Here is a 22388-nt window from a genome sequence, read left to right as displayed (position 1 = left end):
GTGTCGCCGGCCTTTCGGGGCGACATTCAGTATCTGTCCACAAACTTATCCACAGCTTCTGTGGATTACTGGGAGATTGCAGCCAAGTTAAGTTCAGATGAGGGTTCGCCGGCGCCAAACGGGGTGGCGGCCTTGCTCCACCTGCGGCGGGGCGCTAGAGTTCCGCTTTTTTTCCGGACGAGGTTCCAGCGCGTGTTCGCGATCATTCAGGCTGTCGGCTGGCCGATCTGGCCCCTGTTGTTGGCATCGGTGATAGCCGTCGCGCTGATCGCCGAGCGCCTGCTGAGCCTGCGTCGTTCTCGGGTGGTGCCGCCCGGATTGCTCGACAAGGTGCTCGTCGATCTGCGCGGACGCGGCGTTACCGGGGAGATGATCGCGCGGGTCGACGCGCATTCGCCGCTCGGTCGCGTGCTCGCCGCCGGGCTGCGCAACGTCAGCAGCCCGCGCGAGATCATGAAGGAAGCGATCGAGGACGCCGGGCGCGCGGTGAGCCACCAGCTCGAGCGCTACATGACCACGCTGGGAACGATCGCCGCGATCAGTCCGCTGCTCGGCCTGTTCGGCACCATCGTCGGCATGATCGACATCTTCGCCTCGCAGGGCGTCAATGGCGCCAATCCCGCCCAGCTCGCGCAGGGCATCGCGATCGCGCTGTACACCACCGGCCTCGGCCTCATCATCGCAATTCCGTCGATGATCTTCTGGCGCCACTTCCGCGCCCTGATCGATTCCCTGGTGATCGACATGGAGCAACAGGCGATCAAGTTGGTCGAAGTGGCGCACGGCGAGCGCCGGGTCTGAGGACGGACCGCGATGAACTTCCGCCGCGGCAGCCGCAGCGAGGCGCCCGAGGTCAACCTGATCCCGTTGATCGACGTCGTGCTCGTCATCATCATCTTCCTGATGCTGACCACGACCTTCTCCAAGATTTCCGGTCTGTCGATCGACCTGCCCACCGCCGAAGCCGACGGGGCGGCCACCGCCAACGAGATCGTGGTCGCGGTCACTGCGGCGGGCGATGTGCTGGTCGATGGCCAGCCGGTGGAGGCGAGCAGCGTCGAGACGATCGCCGCTGCGCTCGGCAAGGCCGTGCCCGCAGGCACCGGCGAGCCGGTGGTCGTGGTCAACGCCGACGCCAAGACGGCGCACCAGCGCGTGGTCGATGTGATGCAGGCGGCACAGCGTGCCGGCCTGCCGCACATCAGCTTCGCCACGCGCACACCGCAGTGAGGCTCTGACGGTGGCGGCGAAGGCACCTGCCTTCTGGTTCCGCCGCAACCATCCGGCGGCACTCGCCCTGCTGCCGCTCTCCCTTCTGTTCCGCATCCTTGCCGCCCTGCGCCGTCGGCTCTACCGCGCCGGCGTGCTCTCCAGCGTGCGTCTGCCGGTACCGGTCATCGTGGTCGGCAACATCGCCGTCGGCGGCAGCGGCAAGACGCCGGTGGTCGAGTGGCTGGTGCGCGCGCTCGTCATCGCGGGGCGGAGGCCCGGCATCGTCAGCCGTGGCTACGGCAGCAGGCAGGACGGCGGGGTCGCGCTCGTGCCGCCCGACGGCGACCCCGTGCGCTACGGCGACGAGCCGGTCCTGCTCGCGCGGCTGTGCGGCTGCCCGGTGGCGATCGGGCGCGACCGGCCGGCCGCGGCGCAGGCGCTGCTGCAGGCCCATCCCGAATGCGACGTGCTGATTTCCGATGACGGCATGCAGCACTATCGCCTCGCGCGCGACCTCGAGCTCGCCGTGGTGGACGAACGCGTGCTCGGCAACTGCTGGCCGCTGCCGGCGGGACCCCTGCGTGAGCCGCTGTCGCGGCTCGCCACGGTCGAGCTGGTGATCGCCCATGGCGATCTGTCGCCAACGCTGCGCGAGGCGCTGCATGCCGCCCCGGTTTTCCCGATGCAACTCGAGGGCGCCGCCTTCCGTTCCCTGACCGTGCCGGACCGGCTGCTGCCGGCGGCCGCGCTCGCCGGGCGCAGGGTTCATGCGGTGGCGGGCATCGGGCGTCCGCAACGTTTTTTCGACCAACTCGCGTCGCTGGGGCTCGATGTCGTTCCCCACCCATTTCCCGATCATCATCGCTTCGTTGCCGCCGACCTCGACTTCGGTGGCGCTCAGCCGATCGTGATGACGAGCAAGGATGCGGTAAAATGCGCCGCTTTCGCGCCCGACGATTGCTGGGAGTTCCCGGTGCGGGCGCAGATCGGCGCGGGCGCTGCCGAACTCATCCTGGAGAAGCTGAACGATGGATCCCCGACTGCTTGAAATTCTCGTCTGCCCGCTCTGCAAGGGGCCCCTGGACTTCCTCCGGGACAAGCAGGAGCTCGTGTGCAAGGCCGACCGCCTCGCCTTCCCGATCCGCGACGGCATCCCGGTGATGCTCGAGGAGGAGGCGCGGACGATGAGCGCAGAGGAAGTCGACGCGCTGCGCAAGGCCTGATCGTGGCCGGCCAGCCTGTGGCCGCGCTGCCGGCCTTCCGCATCGTGATTCCGGCGCGCTACGCGTCTACGCGCCTGCCCGGCAAGCCGCTCGCCGACATCGGCGGCAGGCCGATGATCGTGCGCGTGCTCGAACGCGTGCAGGCGGCGGGCGCGGTGGAAACCTGGGTCGCCACCGACCACGAGGCGGTGCGCGAGGCGGTCGAGGCCGCCGGCGGGAAGGTGGTGATGACGCGCAGCGACCATCCGAGCGGAACCGACCGGCTCGCCGAAGTGGCCGCGACCCTCGGCTGGGGCGATGACGACATCGTGGTCAATGTCCAGGGTGACGAGCCGCTGATCGACCCCGCGATCGTCACCGCTGCGGCGCTGGCACTGGCGGACGACACCGAAGCGGCGATCTCCACTGCCGCCCATGCGCTCGCCGACGCTGGCGAAGCCTTCAATCCGAACGTGGTCAAGGTGGTGTGCGACGGTGCCGGGCGCGCGCTGTACTTTTCCCGCGCGCCGATCCCGTGGGCGCGCGACGCCTGGGCGACGGTGCGCGACACCCTGCCGGCCGGCCTGCCGATGCTGCGCCATGTCGGCCTCTATGCCTACCGCGCGGGCTTCCTGCATCGTTACGCGGCGCTCGAACCCTCGCCGATCGAGCAGTGGGAAGCGCTCGAGCAGCTGCGCGCGCTGTGGCACGGTTTCCGCATCCGCGTCGTCGAACTCGCCGAAGCGCCCGCCGCCGGCGTCGATACCGTCGAGGATCTCGAGCGGGTACGACGGCTCCATGCCGCCGAGGGCGGCGATGGCGCTAGAATATGAACCGAGCGGCTGGAGTGCGTGATGCGCGCTCCGGCCTTTCTTTGCCAATGAAACGGCCCGTCGAAGCGGCCGAAACGAGGGGAGGGTAGGACATGCGTCTGATTCTGTTGGGGCCGCCGGGAGCGGGCAAGGGTACGCAGGCGAACTTCATCAAGGAAAAGTTCGGCATCCCGCAGATTTCGACCGGCGACATGCTGCGTGCCGCGGTCAAGGCCGGCACCCCGCTCGGCATCGAGGCGAAGAAGGTCATGGACGCCGGCGGCCTCGTCTCCGACGACTTGATCATCAACCTGGTGAAGGACCGCCTGAAAGAGGACGACTGCAAGTCCGGCTACATGTTCGACGGCTTCCCGCGCACGATCCCGCAGGCCGACGCGATGAAGGATGCCGGCGTGCCGATCGACTTCGTGCTCGAGATCGATGTGCCCGACAGCGAGATCGTCGAGCGCATGAGCGGCCGTCGCGCCCACCTCGCCTCCGGCCGCACCTACCACGTCAAGTACAACCCGCCGAAGGTCGAGGGCAAGGACGACGTCACCGGTGAGGATCTGGTTCAGCGCGACGACGACAAGGAAGAAACGGTGAAGAAGCGTCTCGACGTTTACCATGCCCAGACCAAGCCACTGGTGAAGTACTACAGTGACTGGGCGGCCTCGGGTGATTCGAAGGCGCCGAAGGTGCGAAAGATCTCCGGCCTCGGCCCGGTCGAAAGCATCACCCAGGCGGCGTTCGACGCCCTCAAGTAAGGAAGCGCGAGCGCGCTGGAGCGGTGACGCGGCCGGTACCGGAGGACGGTGCCGGCCGTTTTCCTTTTGGGTCGCGCCCCGCGCGCGGCCAGTGCAACCGAGGTATCGATGTCGTCCATCAACATTCTCTACGCCCAGTCCGGCGGCGTGACCGCGGTGATCAACGCGAGCGCGGCCGCTGTGATCCGGCGCGCGCGCGAGTTGCGCCCGGCCACCGGGCGGATCTTCGCCGCCCGGCGCGGCATCCTCGGGCTGATCCGGGAGGAGCTGGTCGACACCGATGCGTTCGATGAGGACGCGCTCGAGCGCCTGGCGCAACGGCCGGGCGGCGCCTTTGGCTCGAGCCGCTACGACCTGCCGGACGCGGCTGCGGAGCCCGCGCTCTACGACCGCATCTTCGCCGTCCTCGCCGCACACCGGATCGGTGCGTTCCTGTACAACGGCGGCAACGGCTCGATGGACGTCGTCGCGCGGCTGTCGGCCGAGGCCCGCCGCCGCGGCTATCCGCTGGTGTGCGTCGGCGTGCCGAAGACGGTGGACAACGACATCGAGGGCACCGACTGTTGTCCCGGCTTCGGTTCGTCGGCGAAGTTCCTCGCCACCTCGATGCTCGAGGCGGGGCTGGACATCGGGTCGATGGCGGCCCGCGTCGGCCGTGTCTTCGTCATGGAGGTGATGGGGCGCAACGTCGGCTGGCTGGCGGCGGCTACCGCGCTGGCGGCGCCGGCGACCGCGGACGGCAGCCCGGACCCGGATCATCCGCCGCACATCATCCTGATGCCCGAGGCGGGTTTCGACGAGGCGCGCTTCCTCGCCCGGGTCGAGGAGATCGTGCGTCGGGTGGGTTATTGCACGATCACCGTCGCCGAGGGCCTGACCAGCGCCGACGGCGCGGCGCTGATGGAGCAGGTGAGGGACGCGAAGGGCTATGTGCAGCTCGGGGGGGCCGGCGGCGTGGTGGCGCGACTCATACACGACCGGCTCGGTTACAAGTACCACTGGGCGGTACCCGACTACCTGCAGCGTGCCGCCGGCCACTGGGTATCGGCGACCGACCACGCGCAGGCGCTCGCCGTAGGCGCCGCCGCGGTGGATTACGCGCTCGCCGGTCGCGACGGCTGCATGGCCGCGATCCGCCGCCTCGCGGACAGCCCCTATCGCTGGGAGGTGGTGCCGGTCGACGCGGCCACGGTCGCAAATCGCGAGCGCCGGGTGCCGGCCGAGTTCATCAGCGCCGACGGTCTGCATGTGAGTGCGGCCGGCCGCCGCTACCTCGAGGGGCTGATCGAGGGCGAGCGTGCGGTGCCGAGCGTCGGTGGCCTGCCCGACTATCGGCTGGTCGAGCTGGTGCCCGAGGCGCGCACGCTGCCGCCCTTCGCCGGGTAGGCGCCGACGCTGTGGATCCGACATGAGCCGCACGCTACGGCTGCTTGTCGGCGTCGCGCTTTTCGCCGGACTCGAACTCTGGCTCGGCGCAGAGCTCGGACGCGCCGGCTCTGGCCTGGCGCTGGTGGCGACGGTGGCCTGGCTGTGGGTCAGCGAGGCGCTCCATGTGAGTGTCACCGCAGTGCTGGTGCCGCTGCTCGCGACGCTGACCGGCGTGCTCGCGTTCGACGAAGCCTTGCTGCAGTTCGCCGACCCGGTGATCTTCCTCTTCTTGGGCGGCTTTGCGCTCGCCGCCGGCCTGCAGCGGCAGGGGCTCGACCGCTGGATGGCGGCGAAGGTCATCGGCGCCGCGGGCGACCGACTCGACGCCGCCTCACGCTGGCTGTTCTGGCTGACCGCGGCGCTTTCGATGTGGATCAGCAACACCGCCACGGCGGCAATGATGCTGCCGCTCGCGCTCGGCCTGCTGTCCTCGCTGCCCGCCGAACGCCATCGCTCGACCCACGCCTACGTGCTGCTGGGCGTCGCCTTTGCGGCGAATATCGGCGGCATCGGCACCGTGGTGGGCAGTCCGCCGAACGCGATCGCGGCGGCGGCGATCGGCCTGAGTTTCGCGCAGTGGATGGCGTGGGGCGTGCCGCTCGTGGTGGTGCTGTTGCCGCTGATGGCTTTCGCCCTGCGCCGCGCGCTGCGTCCGGAACTCGACGTTCGGGTGGCGCCGCCTCCCGCCGCCGCGAGCTGGACAGCGGCGCAGAAGCGCATGCTGGGGGTGTTCGCCCTGGTGGTGACGCTGTGGATGCTGGGCGCGCCGCTCGGGGCTCTGATCGGTCTGGAACGCGGCTACGACGCCGCGGTGGCGCTGTTCGCGCTCGTGCTGTTGTGCGCCCTGCGCCTGGCCGAATGGAAGGACATCGAACGCGGTACCGACTGGGGCGTACTGCTGCTGTTCGGCGGCGGGCTGACCCTGAGCAAGGTGCTGAGCGACAGTGGCGCTGCGGCGTGGCTCGCGTCCCTGGTGGGCGGGCCGGTGGCGGCGATGCCGGCCCTGGTCTGCGTGGCGGCGATGGTGCTGTTCGCGATGCTGATCACCGAAGTGACCAGCAATACCGCGAGTGCGGCCCTGCTGGTGCCGCTCTTCATCGGCCTCGCACCGCACTTGGCCCCGACGCCGTTGGCGGTCATGGTCGCGGTGGGCTGCTCCTGCGCCTTCCTGCTGCCGGTGGCGACGCCGCCCAACGCGATCGTGTTCGGCGCCGGGCAGCTGTCCCAGCGCACCATGATCCATGGCGGACTGTGGGTGACCGTGCTGGTCTATCCGGCGCTGGTCGCCGCGGCAGCCGTGATGCTCGCGTTGTGGTGAGGGCGGCGGCGCGGCGACGCCCCGTGCGCCACGGCGGTCCTCAGGCGCTCGCCATGTCGGGGCTGCCGGCCCGCTCTTCACGCTCCGGCAGGTAGGCGGCAACCTGGCAGGCGATCGCTGCCAGGTAGGGGATGCACTGCAGCAGCAGGATGCCGATCCAGAGCTGGGCTTCGAGGTTGTCGGCGCCGCGCAGGTGGATGAGGCCGAAGACGCCGAGCAGCAGCGCGACCAGCATGCCGAGCTCCTCCCGGATCGGGCCGAAGAAGGCGAGCGCGCCCGAGGCCCGCCAACCCTTGGGCGTGCGCACGAACACGCCTTTCTTCTTCACCAGCCCGGCGAAGACGCCGCGCGCCACGGCGTGGGCGAGACCCACCGACAGGATCGAGGCGCCCAGGATGTCCTTCCATGGGCAGGCCATGGTGCGCCGGTAGAGGATCGGGCCGAGCGCCGCCTTGAAGGCCATGAAGCCGAGGATCGGCAGGGCGAGCGCGATCACCGGCAGGCCGAAGGCCTTCGGGAAGAGCAGGATGCCAAGGGTCCACAACAGGCTGCCGAAGGCGAACACCAGCTGCAGCGCGTCGCCGAACCAGGCGAACCAGCCGGTCAGAAAGTGGTAGCGCTGGGCGAGGTCGAGGGTGCTCCTGCCGAGCATCGCCGGCAGGTGGGCCTTGAGGATCTGCATCGCGCCGAAGGCCCAGCGGAAGCGCTGGCTCTTGATCGCGGCGAAATCCGAGGGGGTGAGGCCGCGGCCGAGGATGTGGTCCACGTAGCGGGTGTCGTAGCCCTTCTCGATCAGGCGCAGGCCGAGCTCGGTGTCCTCGCAGATGCACCATTCCGACCAGCCGCCGACTTCCTCGAGCGCGAGCCGGCGCACCAGGGTCATCGTGCCGTGCTGGATCAGCGCGTTGCGCTCGTTGCGATGGTGCATGCCGATGCGGAAGAAGCCGTCGAACTCCCAGTTGCACATGCGGCGGAAGGGCTGAGTCTCCCAGTCGCGGTGGGCCTGCGGCGCCTGCACCACGGCGACGTCGGACTTGTCGAAGTGCGGGATCAGCACCGCCAGCCAGTCGGGGGCGACCACGTAGTCCGCATCGACCACGCCCACCACCTCGGCGCGGGGGTCGGTCACCTTGAGGCCGTAGTTGAGCGCACCGGCCTTGAAGCCCGGCCAGTTGTCGAGGTGGAAGAATCGGAAGCGCGGCCCGAGTTCGGCGCAACGCTTCTCGAGCGGTTTCCACAGCGCCTCGTCCTTGGTGTTGTTGTCGAGGATCAGCACCTCGAAGTTCTTGTACTGGAGGGCGGCGAGGCTGTCGATCGTGGCGATGACCATCTCGGGCGGCTCGTTGTAGCAGGCGAGGTGGATCGAGACGAAGGGCTGGCGATCCTCGCTATGCGGGGCGAGCGGCATGAAGCGCCGGCGCCATTCGCGTTTGAACAGGATCTCGCCGAACTCGAAACCGTGCGACAACAGCACCGCTGCCGTCAGCGCGGTGGCGCCGATCAGGACCACCAGTCCGATCAGGTCGCGCTGGTTGAGGTAGTACTCGACCGGGACGTTGATGCCGATGATGAGGGTCGACACGCAGGCCTGGATCATGCCCGCGAGGAAGAGGCGGCCGAGAACGTTCCAGTCGGACAGGAAGAAGGCGATCAGCAGCATCGGCAGGAAGGCGAGGGCGGCCGCGTTGCTCGCCTTTTTGGCCCAGTGCGGGTCGCGCTCGATGATGCCCTCGAGCGCGTACTTCTGCTCGCGGTCGGCGTTGTACATGCCCCAGTAGGCACCGGCCCAGCCCTCGAAATCGAACTTCCACGGCTGGTCGATCGCCTCCATCAGGAAGTAGTCGAGGCGCGGCGTGCGCGAGTGCGTGAGGAATTCACGAATGAATCGCGCCTGGTTGTCGAGGGTCGGTTCGGCGGCGCCGATCACCGGCCCCTTGCTCGGCCACCCGATCTCGCCGATGACGATTTTCTTTTGTGGGAAGGCCTTCGCGACCTCGTCATAGCGCTGCAGCGCGTACTCGACCGCTGCCTCTACCGGCACGCCCTCGTGGTAGGGCAGCAGGTGCACCGTGATGTAGTCCACATGGCGCGCGAGTTCCGGGTTCTTAAGCCACACGTGCCAGGGCTCGGCGGTCGACACAGGCTTGCGCTGCACCTTCCGCGCGCGGTCGAGGTAGCCGATGAGCTCGTCCACGGTCAGATCGCCGCGCAGGATGGCTTCGTTGCCCACCATCAGGCGTTCGACGTGGCGCATCTTCTTCGATGCCTGGAGCAGTGCCACCAGCTCGCGCTCGTTCTTCTCCTTGTCGGGGTCGAGCCAGGCGCCCGCGGTCACCAGCAGGTCGCGTTCGCCGGCGAGTCCGAGCAGGCTGGGCATGTCGGTGGCGCCATAGGTACGCAGTGCGTCCGAATTGCGTGCGAGAAGGTCGAGGTCGGCCGCCAGCTGCTCGTCGGTCGGGAACTCGCCGCGCAGCGGGCTCTGGTCGCGCTGGAAGCCGTTGTAGGCGAAGCCCTTGATGCTCTGGCTGGTGCCGATGAATTCGGCGCCGCGATTGAAATATTGCCAGATCCAGTATTGCGCGAGCGCGACCAGACCGGCGACGGCCAGCGCGACGGCGAGACGATAGACGAGACTTGCAGCTTTTTTCATGAAGGAAGGGGGTCCGTTAGGCGGATGCCGAATGGGCGGAAGGGAAAGGCCGCATGCCGTGGCAGATTCTGCGCGCGGCGTCATGTGCGACAATTCGGGATCCGCTTCCGATCGATGCCGGAATTCATTTTATGCACAAATTCAGGCCTTTACGAGGGCTGCTCGACGCACGTTTTGCAACAGGGCTTGTACTCGGAGGCACGCCGCTGATTCCTATGGAGAATCGGGCTTGAAGCCGAATAATTTGGCCAATACGACCTGGGTGTCGATTGCCCTCAGCGGGTTCGCAGTGCTCGGTCTGGCTGTCGGACTCCGTTACGGGCTGCTCGAGAACGGGTTGTTGCCGCGCGATTGCGATGCCGCTGGCGCGCCGGTGCTGGCCTGCGGCTTCAAGTGGGCGCTGGTCCAGTCCTTCCTGCACCAGCGGCTCGGCATCGCCGGGCTCGTTTTCGGACTCGCCGCCTTCGCGCTGGCGCGCAGGCGCCTGGCGTGGGCGGGCTGGCTGCTCGGGCTTGCCGGGCTGGTCCTGTACAGTCAGGACTACGCTGCCGTCGGCAGCCTGTTATCGCTGCTGGTGCTCGCGCGGCCGGCGCAACAGCACCGGTAGGGCGAAGGCGAGGCCGGCGAGCAGCCAGGCCAGCGCCTGCGGGTTCATCGGCTCGGGCAGCCAGCGCCCGAGCACCGCAAGCGCGAGCACTCCGGCGCAGATCCGTTCCGCCCGTCCGGCGCCGGCGCCGAACCAGCCGATCACGCCGAAGACGGCGGCCGGTGCGAGATAGAGCAGGGTCGGGAAGTCGCGGTAGCGTGGATCGACGAACAGCAGCAGTGCCGCTACCGCGGCGGCGAACAGCAGCAGGCCGCGGGCGAGTGCGAGCCATTCATGCGCGCGCAATCCCTCCGGTGCGTGGCGCAGGCGCTGCCACGCCGCGGCGGCCGTGCCGGGTGGGACGCCGTCCCAGCGTGCGATCGCGAGCGGCAGCAGCGCGGTAATCAGGGCGACCCCGCCGAGCACGCTCCATTCGAGGAGATTGCGGTAGGCGAGCAGCGCATGTTCGAAATGCAGCGCTGCCGTCAGGCCGACCAGCGCGCCGCTGGCGGCGACCGCTGCGGCGCGCAGACGTCGGGCGGACGTGCGAACGCCGACGGCGAGCAGCAGCGCGGCCAGGCCGCCCACCACCGCGCCGGCAAGCGGCGCGGCGAGGCTCTCGCGCTCGGCGACCGGCCCCGCGAGCGGGAACTTCGGTGCCAGTGTGTGGGCGTCGAGCATGCCCCAGAAGCCGCCGACGGTGCCTTCCAGCGCGCGCTTCCAGGGCTGGTCGATCGCCTCGATCAGGTTGTAGTGCCAGCCGCGGGCGTGGGCCTGGTGCACGAATTCGCGGATGTAGCGCGCCTGGTTCACCCGCGACGGCCGCGAATCCTCTCGCTGCCGTCCTGCGCTCGGCCAGCCGGTCTCGCCGATCAGGATGCGCTTGCCGTCGAAGTGCTCGCCGACCTCGGCACGGATGCGCGCCACGTGTGCGAGCGCGACCTCGATGTCGACCGGCTCGTCCTCCCAGAAGGGCAGGATGTGCACGGTGACGAAATCCACCTCGGCGGCGAGGGTGTCGTGCCGGATCCAGAACTCCCATACGTCGGCGTAGGTTACCGGCACCTCCGTGCGCGCTTGTGCGTGCGCGATCAGGGCGCGCAGCTCGTCCTCGGTGCGCTCGCGGCGCAACAGCACCTCATTGCCGACGATCAGCGCCTGCACCACGTCGGCATTGGCATTGGCGAGCTCGATCGCGCGCTCGAGTTCGAGCGCGTTCTTCTCCCGGTCGTAGCCGATCCAGGCGCCGAGCAGCACGCCGATGCCGAGTTCGCGCGCCACCGCGGGCACCTGCTCGAGGCCCTGGTCGATCGAATACAGCCGCACGCAGTCGGTGATCTTCGCGAGCGCGGCGAGATCCTCGTGCACCTGTTCGAGGCCGATCCGCATTGCCGGGTCGAAGGGGGTCTGCCCCGGGCGATGGAAGGGCGCGTAGGAGACGCAGTGCAGCTTCTCGCCCTCGGCGAGGTGCAGGTCGTGCATCGTCTGCGGCCGGGTCTGGAGACCGAGCCAGACGAGCAGGCCCGCGAGCAGCGCGAGTTGGCTCAGCAGCAGGACCCGCCAGGGCGTGCGCGGGAGGGGGCGGGGAGCGGGCATGGTGTGGTGGTCGATGGCGGACTGTGCCCATGAAAAAGCCACGCCCGCGGGCGTGGCTTCGGGGCCGGACTCCGGGATTCTACTCCGGCGGCGTGGGGCGGATGCGACTCAGTCGGCGTACTCGTCCATGGGCACGCAGGCGCAGAACAGGTGACGATCGCCATAGACGTCGTCGATCCGGTTGACGCTCGGCCAGAACTTGTTCGCCGCTACCCAGGGCAGCGGGAACACCGCCTGCTCCCTGCTGTAGGGACGGGTCCATTCGCCAACGAGGTCTGCCTGGGTGTGCGGCGCGTTCTTGAGCAGATTGTCCTCGGCGCTCGCGGCACCGGTCTCGATCTGGCGGATCTCCTCGCGGATCGCGAGCATCGCGTCGACGAAGCGATCCAGTTCGGCGCGGCTCTCGGACTCGGTCGGCTCGACCATGATCGTGCCCGCCACCGGGAAGGACATCGTCGGCGCGTGAAAGCCGTAGTCCATCAGGCGCTTGGCGATGTCCACCTCGGAGATGCCGGTGGCCGCCTTGATCGGGCGAATGTCGAGGATGCACTCATGGGCGACGCGGCCGCGGCTGCCCGCGTAGAGCACCGGATAGGCCTCCTGCAGGCGGGACGCGAGGTAGTTGGCGTTGAGGATCGCGGTCTCGGTCGCCTTCTTCAGGCCCGTGCCGCCCATCATCGCGATGTACATCCACGAGATCGGCAGGATACTGGCCGAGCCGAAGGGGGCGGCGGCCACCGCGCCCTGGTCGCGATTGGGCCGGTCCTCGTCGCCGGTCGGCTGCACGACGTGGTCGGCCATGAAGGGCGCCAGGTGGGCGGCGAGCCCGATCGGTCCCATGCCGGGGCCGCCGCCGCCGTGCGGGATGCAGAAGGTCTTGTGCAGGTTCATGTGGCTGACGTCGGCGCCGATGCGGGCGGGCGAGGTCAGGCCGACCTGGGCGTTGAGGTTGGCGCCGTCCATGTACACCTGGCCGCCGTTGGCGTGGACGATGTCGCAGATCTCGCGGATCGCCTCCTCGAACACGCCGTGGGTGGAGGGATAGGTGATCATCAGCGCCGCCAGTTCGCTCGCGTGCTGCTCGGCCTTGGCGCGCAGATCGGCGAGGTCGACGTTGCCGTTGTCGTCGCACTCCACCACCACCACCTTCATCCCGCACATCTGCGCGGTGGCCGGGTTGGTGCCGTGCGCGGACTTCGGGATCAGGCAGACCTTGCGCTGGGTCTCGCCGCGGCTGGCGTGGTAGCGCGCGATCGCGACGAGGCCGGTGTACTCGCCCTGGGCGCCGGAGTTGGGCTGCATGCAGATCGCCGGGAAGCCGGTGATCGCGCGCAGGTAGTCGGCCAGCCCCTCGATCATCTCGAGGTAGCCGGCAGCCTGCTCGCGCGGGGCGAAGGGGTGCATGTTGGCGAACTCGGGCCAGGTGATCGGGATCATCTCGCTGGTGGCGTTCAGCTTCATCGTGCACGAGCCGAGCGAGATCATCGAATGGTCGAGGGCGAGATCGCGGTTCTGCAGCTTCTTCAGGTAGCGCAGCATCTCGTGCTCGGTGTGGTGGGTGTTGAACACCGGGTGCGAGAGGATGGCGTCGTCGCGCAGCAGCGCAGCCGGGATCGCACCGCCCGCGGCAGCGACGCGTGCGTCGAGCGCGGCGAGATCGGCGCGCGCGCCGAAGCAGGCGAGCACTGCCGCGATGTCCGCCAGCGTGGTGGTCTCGTCGACCGACAGCCCGAGGCGGGCGTCGGAGGCGCGACGCAGGTTGTAGCCGGCCTCGTTGGCGGCGGCGAGGATGGCGTCGGTGCGTGCGCCGGTGTCGACTTCGACGGTGTCGAAAAAGCAATCGGCGGCAAGGGCGAAGCCGGCTTCGCGCAGCCCCTCGGCGAGCATCGCGGCGAGCCGATGGATGCGCGCGGCGATCGTCTTCAGGCCGCGCGGACCGTGATAGACCGCGTAGAAGCCGGCGATATTGGCGAGCAGCACCTGCGAGGTGCAGATGTTGGAGTTGGCCTTTTCGCGCCGGATGTGCTGCTCGCGGGTCTGCAGCGTCATGCGCAGCGCGGTCTTGCCGCGCGCGTCCTTCGATACGCCGATGATCCGGCCCGGCATCGAGCGCACCGCGCTCTCACGGGTGGCGAAGAAGGCGGCATGCGGGCCACCGAAGCCCATGGCGACGCCGAAGCGCTGCGACGAGCCGAGCGCGATGTCGGCTCCCATCGCGCCCGGGCTCTTCAACAGCACGAGCGCCATCAGGTCGGTGGCGACGGCGACGACCGCACCCTGCGCCTTCAGCGCTGCGATCGTCTCGCCGAGATCGGTGATCTCGCCATGGGCATTCGGATACTGCAGCAGCGCGCCGAACACCTCGTGTTGGCCGGCCTCGGCCGCCTTGCCGAACACCAGCTCGAAGCCGAAGTAGTGGGCGCGCGTCTTCACCACGTCGATGGTCTGCGGGAAGCAGTCGGCGTCGACGAAGAAGGCGTTCGACTTCGACTTCGACGAGCGCCGCGCCATCGTCATCGCCTCGGCGGCGGCGGTGGCTTCGTCGAGCAGCGAGGCATTGGCGAGGTCGAGGCCGGTGAGGTCGATCACCATCTGCTGATAGTTTAGCAGCGCCTCCAGCCGCCCTTGCGAGATTTCCGCCTGGTAGGGCGTGTAGGCGGTGTACCAGCCCGGATTCTCGAGCACGTTGCGCAGGATCACCGCTGGCGTGTGCGTGCCGTAATAGCCCATCCCGATCAGGGACTTCCTGATCACGTTCTTTGCCGCAATCGCCTTCAGACGGTCGAGTGCGACATGCTCGGGTTGCGCATCGGCGAGGGGCAGCGGCTGCTCGAGGCGGATCGCCGCGGGCACGGTCTGGTCGATCAGCTGGTCGACGTCGGCGACCCCGATCGCCGTGCACATCTGGGCGACCTCGTCGGCATCGGGGCCGAGGTGGCGGTGAACGAAGGCGTCGCGTTGTTCGAGCTGGGCGAGGGGGGAGGAGAGAAGCGTCTGAGGGCTGGCGGTCATGGCAGTGGCTGAAGAAAGCACGAAGGGGCGAACCGGTCGCCCCTTGCTGGGTTTGCGGACAGGCGTGGTCAGGCCTGGGCGATTTCGGCTTCGTAGCCGGCCGCATCGAGCAGGCCGGCGAGGTCGGTGCCGTCTTCCGGCTTGATCCTGAAGAGCCAGGCGCCATAGGCGTCGGCGTTCAGGCTTTCGGGTGCATCGACCGCAGCGTCGTTGGCCGCGACGATCTCGCCCGCGACCGGCGCGTAAATGTCGGAAGCGGCCTTGACCGATTCGATCACCGCACAGGCTTCACCCGCAGTGACCTTGCGACCGGCTTCGGGCAGTTCGAGGAAGACGACGTCCCCCAGCGCTTCCTGAGCGTGGTCGGTGACGCCGACCGTCAGCGTGCCGTCGGCTTCGGTGCGGATCCATTCGTGGGACTTGGTGTACTTGAGGTCGGTGGGGATATTGCTCATGGTTCTCTCCTGTCGGCTTTCGAAAGGCGCAGGGCGGCGCTGTGCCGCCATCGCCGGATTGGGTTGAGGGCGCGCGCGGCGTCCCGCGTCAGACGAGGGCCTTGCCGTTGCGCACGAAGGGCAGCTTCACCGTGCGCGCCTTGAGACGCTTGCCGCGGATCTCGACTTCGACCTCCTCGCCGGGCTGAGTTTCCAGCGGCACGCGAGCAAAGGCAATCGAGCGCTCCAGCGTGGGGGAGAAGCTGCCGCTCGTGGTCTCGCCCTCGCCACCGGCGGCGAATACCTTGATGTGCGCGCGGAGGATCCCTTTGTCCTCGAGGATCAGGCCGAGCAGGCGGCGGCTGGCCGGGTTGGCCTGCAGTGCGGCGCGGCCGACGAAATCACGCGCGTCGTCGCGCAGGTCCACCGTCCATGCGAGGCCCGCGTCGAGCGGCGAGACGGTATCGTCCATGTCCTGGCCGTAGAGGTTCATGCCGGCTTCGAGGCGAAGCGTGTCGCGCGCACCCAGACCGCAAGGCTTCACGCCGGCGCCAAGCAGTGCGTCCCAGGTGTCCGCTGCCCTCGCCGCGGGGAGCGCGATCTCGAGCCCGTCCTCGCCGGTGTAGCCGGTGCGGGCGATCATCAGTTCCCCCGCACGAATGCCGACGAAATGTGCTGGCGCGGCGCTGGCCGAGCCGAGCTCCGGAATCGCGAGCGCAGCCTTCGCGAGCGCATTCGGACCCTGGATCGCGATCATCGCCAGGTCGCGGCGTGGCGTGAGCGTCGCGTCGAGGTTGTCGCCGGTCAGCCGTGCCTGCATCCAGATGAGGTCCTTGTCGGCGGTGCCGGCATTGACCACGATCCGGTAGTCCGTGTCACCGAAGCGGTAAACAATTAGGTCGTCGATGACGCCGCCGGCCTCGTTCAGCATGCACGAGTAGAGCGCCTTCCCCGTCTCCTTCAGCTTGGCGACGTCATTGGCGAGCAGTCCGCGCAGGAAGCGGGTGGCATCGGCGCCGGTGAGGTCGATGGAAAGCATGTGGGAGACGTCGAACATGCCTGCGTCGCGCCTGACCGTGTGGTGCTCCTCGATCTGCGAGCCGTAGTTGACCGGCATGTCCCAGCCGGCGAAATCGACCATGCGGGCGCCCGCAGCGAGATGGGCGGCATGAAGTGGGGTCTGTCTGGCGGAACTGGTCATGGTGGGCAAGTGTGTCCTGGTCTGGTGAACGAAAAAAGGGGCAGGGCTGGTGCTAGACCAGTCCTGCCCCGTCTGTCCCTTGTACCTGAGAGATTTCGTCTGTCGCCGTATACATTCATGGAAGTACGGATCCCGAGACGAGTGCCCCTTCGGTGGATGCGCAGACGTTCTCGTCGTACGCATCACTCTCCAGATTTGCAATTCGCGCGCGGTCCATTTGCCTGAGCGGTTCCGGGTGTTACGCCTTCGGCGGCTCGCAGGAGCTCTCTCCCGCGCGTCGCCGCGACAATAGCATTCGCGATTACGTGCGGCAACCTATGGAAGGGCGAGTCTTGGGCGGTCAATCCCGGTCGCGCACAGCCCTCCTGTCATTTTTCTTTTTTCTTGCGCTTTTGGTTTGGGTGTCTATAATGCGCAGCTTCTTTCGTCGCTGCGGTGATTTATCTGCGGTGCGGGGGGGGTGGAAGGGGGTTGGTTCTGTCGGTGGGGCTTTGGCGGTTGCGCTGAAGAATTTACCGGTTGGGGCTTGACGGGGTGGTTTGATCTGCTCATAATCTCGCTTCTTCGCTGCACGGGTTGCGGCGGTTCTTTAAAAAGATGAACAACCGATAAGTGTGGGTGCTTGGTTGCTGCGGTGAAGCTGCGTTTGTGCAGTTTTGTTTCGCAAGGATCGAGTGCTCATACTGTAAGTCAGTATTTTGAGTACTTTGCTGGATTGAACTTAAGAGTTTGATCCTGGCTCAGATTGAACGCTGGCGGCATGCTTTACACATGCAAGTCGAACGGCAGCGGGGGCTTCGGCCTGCCGGCGAGTGGCGAACGGGTGAGTAATGCATCGGAACGTGCCCATGTCGTGGGGGATAACTACGCGAAAGCGTGGCTAATACCGCATACGCCCTGAGGGGGAAAGCGGGGGATCTTTCGGGACCTCGCGCGATTGGAGCGGCCGATGTCGGATTAGCTAGTTGGTGGGGTAAAGGCTCACCAAGGCGACGATCCGTAGCTGGTCTGAGAGGATGATCAGCCACACTGGGACTGAGACACGGCCCAGACTCCTACGGGAGGCAGCAGTGGGGAATTTTGGACAATGGGCGCAAGCCTGATCCAGCCATGCCGCGTGAGTGAAGAAGGCCTTCGGGTTGTAAAGCTCTTTCGGCCGGGAAGAAATCGCATTCTCTAATATAGGATGTGGATGACGGTACCGGACTAAGAAGCACCGGCTAACTACGTGCCAGCAGCCGCGGTAATACGTAGGGTGCGAGCGTTAATCGGAATTACTGGGCGTAAAGCGTGCGCAGGCGGTTTGCTAAGACAGGTGTGAAATCCCCGGGCTTAACCTGGGAACTGCGCTTGTGACTGGCAGGCTAGAGTACGGTAGAGGGGGGTGGAATTCCTGGTGTAGCAGTGAAATGCGTAGATATCAGGAGGAACACCGATGGCGAAGGCAGCCCCCTGGGCCTGTACTGACGCTCATGCACGAAAGCGTGGGGAGCAAACAGGATTAGATACCCTGGTAGTCCACGCCCTAAACGATGTCGACTAGTCGTTCGGAGCAGCAATGCACTGAGTGACGCAGCTAACGCGTGAAGTCGACCGCCTGGGGAGTACGGCCGCAAGGTTAAAACTCAAAGGAATTGACGGGGACCCGCACAAGCGGTGGATGATGTGGATTAATTCGATGCAACGCGAAAAACCTTACCTACCCTTGACATGTCTGGAACCTTGGTGAGAGCCGAGGGTGCCTTCGGGAGCCAGAACACAGGTGCTGCATGGCTGTCGTCAGCTCGTGTCGTGAGATGTTGGGTTAAGTCCCGCAACGAGCGCAACCCTTGTCACTAGTTGCCATCATTTGGTTGGGCACTCTAGTGAGACTGCCGGTGACAAACCGGAGGAAGGTGGGGATGACGTCAAGTCCTCATGGCCCTTATGGGTAGGGCTTCACACGTCATACAATGGTCGGTACAGAGGGTTGCCAAGCCGCGAGGTGGAGCCAATCCCACAAAGCCGATCGTAGTCCGGATCGTAGTCTGCAACTCGACTACGTGAAGTCGGAATCGCTAGTAATCGCAGATCAGCATGCTGCGGTGAATACGTTCCCGGGTCTTGTACACACCGCCCGTCACACCATGGGAGTGGGTTTCACCAGAAGTAGGTAGCTTAACCTTCGGGAGGGCGCTTACCACGGTGAGATTCATGACTGGGGTGAAGTCGTAACAAGGTAGCCGTATCGGAAGGTGCGGCTGGATCACCTCCTTTCAAGAGAAGAAGCCGCGGTGATCAAGTATCCACAACTTATCGGTTGTTCAGGCCCATAGGCCTCGAGGTGTAGCGGGTCTGTAGCTCAGCTGGTTAGAGCACCGTCTTGATAAGGCGGGGGTCGTTGGTTCGAACCCAACCAGACCCACCAAGGGATTGGTTGTTCGACGCAAGACACGGGGGGCTGTAGCTCAGCTGGGAGAGCGGCGGCTTTGCAAGCCGTAGGTCGTCGGTTCGATCCCGACCAGCTCCACCAGTGCGTGTCGTGTGTGTGGCGGCGCGTGTGGGGTGCTCGAGGTGCGAGAAGTAAGCCCTGCCGATCGTTGGGTCGGCATGGCTTACTTCTTGGGACGCTGCGTGAAGCGGTGTTTCGGCAGTAGGCTCTTTAACAAATTGGAAGAAGGTGTGTAGCGTGCATCGAGCCGGTGTGCGCTGCATGTTGTGTGATTGCATCGGTGGCTTTCGTGCTTGTCAGCGACGAAGGTCACCACACAAGCGAGTTAGCCTATAGGCTGGGCCTTCGATGAGAGGGTCTAAGGTTATAGGATCAAGCGACTAAGTGCATGTGGTGGATGCCTTGGCGATCACAGGCGATGAAGGACGTGTAAGCCTGCGAAAAGCGTGGGGGAGCTGGCAATAGAGCTTTGATCCCACGATGTCCGAATGGGGAAACCCGGCCCGTTAAGGGTCATCCCTGGCTGAATACATAGGCCAGTGGAGGCGAACCGAGCGAACTGAAACATCTAAGTAGCTCGAGGAAAAGAAATCAACCGAGATTCCGCAAGTAGTGGCGAGCGAACGCGGAAGAGCCTGCACGACTAAACCATCAGGTTAGCAAAACGGTCTGGAAAGTCCGGCGATATGGGTGATAGCCCCGTATGCGAAAACCAGGTGGCGGGTCTGAGCGTGCGACAAGTAGGGCGGGGCACGAGAAATCCTGTCTGAAGATGGGGGGACCATCCTCCAAGGCTAAATACTCGTGATCGACCGATAGTGAACCAGTACCGTGAGGGAAAGGCGAAAAGAACCCCGGGAGGGGAGTGAAATAGATCCTGAAACCGCATGCATACAAACAGTAGGAGCCTCCTTGAGGGGTGACTGCGTACCTTTTGTATAATGGGTCAGCGACTTACGTTCAGTAGCGAGCTTAACCGAATAGGGGAGGCGTAGCGAAAGCGAGTCTGATAAGGGCGCTTCAGTTGCTGGGCGTAGACCCGAAACCGGATGATCTATCCATGGCCAGGATGAAGGTGCGGTAACACGCACTGGAGGTCCGAACCCACTAATGTTGAAAAATTAGGGGATGAGCTGTGGATAGGGGTGAAAGGCTAAACAAATCCGGAAATAGCTGGTTCTCCCCGAAAACTATTTAGGTAGTGCGTCGTACGGACACTTGCGGGGGTAGAGCACTGTAATCGTTGGGGGGGTCATTGCGATCTACCCCGCGATAGCAAACTCCGAATACCGCAAAGTGATATACGGCAGACAGACAGCGGGTGCTAACGTCCGTTGTCAAGAGGGAAACAACCCAGACCGCCAGCTAAGGTCCCAAATACATGGCTAAGTGGTAAACGAGGTGGGAAGGCACAGACAGCTAGGAGGTTGGCTTAGAAGCAGCCATCCTTTAAAGAAAGCGTAATAGCTCACTAGTCGAGTCGTCCTGCGCGGAAGATGTAACGGGGCTCAAGCCATGAACCGAAGCTGCGGATGTGTCTTTGACACGTGGTAGGGGAGCGTTCCGTAGGCCTGCGAAGGTGTCTCGTAAGGGATGCTGGAGGTATCGGAAGTGCGAATGCTGACATGAGTAGCGATAAAGGGTGTGAAAAGCACCCTCGCCGTAAGCCCAAGGTTTCCTGCGCAACGTTCATCGGCGCAGGGTGAGTCGGCCCCTAAGGCGAGGCAGAAATGCGTAGTCGATGGGAAACAGGTCAATATTCCTGTACCAGGCCATGATGCGATGGGGGGACGGAGAAGGTTAGGCTGGCCGGGTGTTGGACGTCCCGGTTTAAGCGTGTAGGCGTGCCCGATAGGCAAATCCGTCGGGCTGAGCCAAGGCGTGATGACGAGGATCCTCGGATCCGAAGTAGCTGATACCCTGCTTCCAAGAAAAGCCTCTAAGCTTCAGTCATGGCGTGACCGTACCGCAAACCGACACAGGTGGGCTGGTAGAGTATACCAAGGCGCTTGAGAGAACTCAGGAGAAGGAACTCGGCAAATTGATACCGTAACTTCGGGAGAAGGTATGCCCCGTTAGCTTGTAGGCGAACAGCCGAAGGGCGAAGGGGCCGCAGAGAATCGGTGGCTGCGACTGTTTATTAAAAACACAGCACTCTGCAAACACGAAAGTGGACGTATAGGGTGTGACGCCTGCCCGGTGCCGGAAGGTTAAGTGATGGGGTGCAAGCTCTTGATCGAAGCCCCGGTAAACGGCGGCCGTAACTATAACGGTCCTAAGGTAGCGAAATTCCTTGTCGGGTAAGTTCCGACCTGCACGAATGGCGTAACGATGGCCACACTGTCTCCTCCTGAGACTCAGCGAAGTTGACATGGTTGTGAAGATGCAATCTCCCCGCGGCTAGACGGAAAGACCCCATGAACCTTTACTGTAGCTTTGCATTGGACTTTGACGGGACTTGTGTAGGATAGGTGGGAGGCTTTGAAACCGGGACGCCAGTTCCGGTGGAGCCAACCTTGAAATACCACCCTGGTGTCGTCGAGGTTCTAACCCAGGCCCGTGAATCCGGGTCGGGAACAGTGCATGGTGGGCAGTTTGACTGGGGCGGTCTCCTCCCAAAAGGTAACGGAGGAGTACGAAGGTCACCTAGGTACGGTCGGACATCGTACTGATAGTGCAATGGCAAAAGGTGGCTTGACTGCGAGACCCACACGTCGAGCAGGTGCGAAAGCAGGTCATAGTGATCCGGTGGTTCTGTATGGAAGGGCCATCGCTCAACGGATAAAAGGTACTCTGGGGATAACAGGCTGATTCCGCCCAAGAGTTCACATCGACGGCGGAGTTTGGCACCTCGATGTCGGCTCATCACATCCTGGGGCTGTAGCCGGTCCCAAGGGTATGGCTGTTCGCCATTTAAAGTGGTACGTGAGCTGGGTTTAAAACGTCGTGAGACAGTTTGGTCCCTATCTGCCGTGGGCGCTGGAAGTTTGAGAGGGCCTGCTCCTAGTACGAGAGGACCGGAGTGGACGCACCGCTGGTGTACCGGTTGTGACGCCAGTCGCATCGCCGGGTAGCTATGTGCGGAAGAGATAACCGCTGAAAGCATCTAAGCGGGAAACTCGCCTCAAGATGAGACTTCCCCGGGGCCTCGAGCCCCCTGAAGGGTCGTGGAAGACCACCACGTTGATAGGTGGGGTGTGGAAGCGTGGCAACACGTTAAGCTAACCCATACTAATTGCCCGTGAGGCTTGATCCTATAACCTTATACAGGCAACACTCGCCTGAACAATCACACAACAACGCAACAACACCTCCTTCCCAATTTGCGCCACGGGGAAAACCCCCCCCCTGGCGGACAAGTCAAAGTCTGACGACCATAGCCACCCGGTACCACGCCTTCCCATCCCGAACAGGACCGTGAAACAGGTGCGCGCCGATGATAGTCAGGATTGCCCTCGCGAAAGTAGGTCATCGTCAGACTAACTACAAAACAGAAAACCCAGTCATGAAGCATGACTGGGTTTTCTGTCGTTGACGCATTCGCGACGCGTAAGTGCTGCTCCGGGTCCATGCTGTCTCCGGTAGGCGTACGGTCGCGCGTTCGGCCCAGCCGGAGTTCCGGGGTTCGACACTTCCCCCCGATTTTCGCCCCTTTTCGGAAAGTGCCTCGTAAGCACCCGGCGAACCCGTCTTGCCGTTTCGCTCAGGCGCAGGCGACCGGCTGCCAGCGATGCGGCAG

The 22388-nt window shown here is 65.1% G+C and carries 14 protein-coding genes, 2 tRNA genes, 3 rRNA genes and 2 riboswitches; of the genes, 14 read left to right on the top strand and 5 right to left on the bottom strand.

The window, feature by feature from the left end; translation table 11 throughout:
- Positions 1 to 192 precede the first annotated feature (192 nt).
- From BB334_RS00095 to BB334_RS00060, 8 genes are all read left to right on the top strand, one after another.
- Entirely contained in the window at positions 193 to 801 is a 609-nt protein-coding gene (locus BB334_RS00095) for a MotA/TolQ/ExbB proton channel family protein (protein WP_068803100.1), read from the top strand.
- A 12-nt stretch (positions 802 to 813) separates the two neighbouring features.
- Entirely contained in the window at positions 814 to 1230 is a 417-nt protein-coding gene (locus tag BB334_RS00090) for an ExbD/TolR family protein (protein WP_068803098.1), read from the top strand.
- 10 nt (positions 1231 to 1240) lie between these two features.
- Entirely contained in the window at positions 1241 to 2260 is a 1020-nt protein-coding gene (gene lpxK, locus BB334_RS00085) for a tetraacyldisaccharide 4'-kinase (protein WP_068803096.1), read from the top strand.
- Positions 2241 to 2435, top strand: a complete 195-nt coding sequence (locus BB334_RS00080; RefSeq protein ID WP_068803094.1) for a Trm112 family protein — start codon at positions 2241 to 2243, stop codon at positions 2433 to 2435. Before lpxK ends, BB334_RS00080 begins: the two co-directional genes overlap by 20 nt.
- Positions 2436 to 2461: 26 nt before the next feature.
- A complete protein-coding gene (gene kdsB / locus BB334_RS00075; RefSeq protein WP_068804349.1) occupies positions 2462 to 3247 on the top strand; it encodes a 3-deoxy-manno-octulosonate cytidylyltransferase in 786 nt (261 codons plus the stop codon).
- 92 nt (positions 3248 to 3339) lie between these two features.
- Complete coding sequence (gene adk / locus BB334_RS00070) at positions 3340 to 3993, top strand: adenylate kinase (RefSeq protein ID WP_068803092.1); 654 nt, start codon at positions 3340 to 3342, stop codon at positions 3991 to 3993.
- 108 nt (positions 3994 to 4101) lie between these two features.
- Positions 4102 to 5379, top strand: a complete 1278-nt coding sequence (locus BB334_RS00065; RefSeq protein ID WP_068803090.1) for a 6-phosphofructokinase — start codon at positions 4102 to 4104, stop codon at positions 5377 to 5379.
- Positions 5380 to 5401: 22 nt separating this feature from the next.
- Positions 5402 to 6739, top strand: a complete 1338-nt coding sequence (locus BB334_RS00060; RefSeq protein ID WP_068803088.1) for an SLC13 family permease — start codon at positions 5402 to 5404, stop codon at positions 6737 to 6739.
- Between the two features lie 40 nt (positions 6740 to 6779).
- On the opposite strand, the gene BB334_RS00055 is transcribed toward BB334_RS00060, so the two are convergent.
- Entirely contained in the window at positions 6780 to 9389 is a 2610-nt protein-coding gene (locus tag BB334_RS00055) for a glycosyltransferase (RefSeq protein ID WP_068803087.1), read from the bottom strand.
- Positions 9390 to 9618: 229 nt separating this feature from the next.
- Between BB334_RS00055 and BB334_RS00050 the strand changes: the two genes are divergently transcribed.
- A complete protein-coding gene (locus BB334_RS00050) occupies positions 9619 to 9996 on the top strand; it encodes a hypothetical protein (protein WP_232756611.1) in 378 nt (125 codons plus the stop codon).
- On the opposite strand, the gene BB334_RS00045 is transcribed toward BB334_RS00050, so the two are convergent.
- The 4 genes from BB334_RS00045 to gcvT form a co-directional block, all read right to left on the bottom strand.
- Entirely contained in the window at positions 9952 to 11571 is a 1620-nt protein-coding gene (locus tag BB334_RS00045; protein WP_068804345.1) for a glycoside hydrolase family 17 protein, read from the bottom strand. The two genes, BB334_RS00050 and BB334_RS00045, sit on opposite strands and share 45 nt — an antisense overlap.
- A 108-nt stretch (positions 11572 to 11679) precedes the next feature.
- Positions 11680 to 14583, bottom strand: a complete 2904-nt coding sequence (gene gcvP / locus BB334_RS00040; RefSeq protein WP_068803085.1) for an aminomethyl-transferring glycine dehydrogenase — start codon at positions 14581 to 14583, stop codon at positions 11680 to 11682.
- A 68-nt stretch (positions 14584 to 14651) separates the two neighbouring features.
- Positions 14652 to 15038 carry a glycine cleavage system protein GcvH gene (gene gcvH / locus BB334_RS00035; RefSeq protein ID WP_068803083.1) on the bottom strand — a complete coding sequence of 129 codons (387 nt, stop codon included), beginning with the start codon at positions 15036 to 15038 and terminating at the stop codon, positions 14652 to 14654.
- An 88-nt stretch (positions 15039 to 15126) separates the two neighbouring features.
- Entirely contained in the window at positions 15127 to 16218 is a 1092-nt protein-coding gene (gcvT, locus tag BB334_RS00030) for a glycine cleavage system aminomethyltransferase GcvT (RefSeq protein WP_068803081.1), read from the bottom strand.
- Positions 16219 to 16280: 62 nt separating this feature from the next.
- Positions 16281 to 16417, bottom strand: a riboswitch (glycine riboswitch).
- A riboswitch (glycine riboswitch) is annotated at positions 16418 to 16501 on the bottom strand. It lies immediately after the preceding riboswitch.
- 434 nt (positions 16502 to 16935) lie between these two features.
- Between gcvT and BB334_RS00025 the strand changes: the two genes are divergently transcribed.
- From BB334_RS00025 to rrf, 5 genes are all read left to right on the top strand, one after another.
- Positions 16936 to 18474, top strand: a 16S ribosomal RNA gene (locus tag BB334_RS00025).
- Positions 18475 to 18548: 74 nt separating this feature from the next.
- Positions 18549 to 18625 (top strand) — tRNA-Ile (locus tag BB334_RS00020).
- Positions 18626 to 18654: 29 nt separating this feature from the next.
- Positions 18655 to 18730 (top strand) — tRNA-Ala (locus tag BB334_RS00015).
- Between the two features lie 289 nt (positions 18731 to 19019).
- Positions 19020 to 21905, top strand: a 23S ribosomal RNA gene (locus tag BB334_RS00010).
- A gap of 110 nt (positions 21906 to 22015) precedes the next feature.
- A 5S ribosomal RNA gene (gene rrf, locus BB334_RS00005) occupies positions 22016 to 22129 on the top strand.
- Together the 16S, 23S and 5S rRNA genes with 2 tRNA genes alongside form the textbook arrangement of a ribosomal RNA operon.
- Positions 22130 to 22388: the final 259 nt, after the last annotated feature.

This window comes from Thauera phenolivorans, assembly GCF_001696715.1.
Taxonomy (GTDB): domain Bacteria; phylum Pseudomonadota; class Gammaproteobacteria; order Burkholderiales; family Rhodocyclaceae; genus Thauera; species Thauera phenolivorans.
Note: the sequence above shows the minus strand (reverse complement) of the source record. Positions and strands in the feature narration are given on the sequence as shown.